Genomic DNA, 977 nt, shown 5'->3' with positions numbered 1-977 from the left:
GGTCCAATGAGCAAAGATTCCTATGGAAGATCTATTCCAAAAAATGCACATTCAACAATCAATTTGGATTACCACAGCTCTTCCTTGGAAACTATTTGCAATAAAGGTTTAGAATTGTTTGATTTAATAGTTAATGCTGATTTTTTAATTAGAAAAATAAGTCTTACTCTTAATAATGTTGTAAAAAATGACACGATAAAAAAAATTAAAGAACCCAGTCTTTTTGCCGACATAGAACAGAAGGAAAATAAAAATTTTATAAAAGAAGAGAAATTACAAAAAGCTAGACTCGCGATTGTTCACAAATATGGAAAAAAATCTATTTTTAAAGCCTCGAGTCTTGAAAATGGCTTAAAAATTAATTCGCAAATAGGAGGACACAATGCCTAATAACCACGATGATATTATTAATATTAAATACAAAAAATCTACAAAATATCCTCTTATGCCATTAGAAAAAAGAGCGGCACAGTTTGCTCCATTTTCAGTGCTTAAAGGATTTGATGAAGCAATTGAAAAAAAGAAAAAAGAAATGGAAAGAAAGCTTGAAAAGTCTATCTATATAAACGAGTAATCATGTTTTTATGAGAAAAATATTTTAGATATAAAAATCAATTAAAAACAAGTAAAAAATAAGTATTTTTTATACTACTTTTATCTCTATATATTTTAGACTTAAAATAAAATTAATTAAAATTAGTATTAAAATTTTATCTTTTTTTTCTGTGAATTTTCATATAAAAAATATTGTTTTTTAAATGATTAAAAAAATAAAAAAATTATCTTGTACTTTTCACGAGCAAAAATTCAAAGAGAAAATTACAGCAAAACTATATTTATTTTGATTTATTTTTTTTGTTTTTTTATCTATCATTTTTTATTTTTATTTTTATTTTTTTACCTATCTTCACTCTAAAATTTTTGTAAATTTTTCAATTAAAAAATACTCCAAATCCAAACCCACGAAAAGACAAAAA

1 protein-coding gene and 1 pseudogene are annotated in these 977 nt (G+C 23.3%); both read left to right on the top strand.

The features are described 5' to 3' along the window. Positions 1–390 (top strand): annotated as a pseudogene (locus ELQ12_RS09725) (DNA methylase); the annotation flags it as partial. Then, a complete protein-coding gene (locus tag ELQ12_RS09720) occupies positions 383–574 on the top strand; it encodes a hypothetical protein (protein ID WP_002779581.1) in 192 nt (63 codons plus the stop codon). The pseudogene ELQ12_RS09725 and the gene ELQ12_RS09720, both read left to right, overlap by 8 nt. Positions 575–977: the final 403 nt, after the last annotated feature.

The sequence above is a fragment of the Campylobacter sp. US25a genome (genome assembly GCF_004379075.1).
GTDB classification, from domain to species: Bacteria; Campylobacterota; Campylobacteria; order Campylobacterales; family Campylobacteraceae; genus Campylobacter_D; species Campylobacter_D jejuni.
This window is presented reverse-complemented; position numbering and strand designations above follow the sequence as displayed.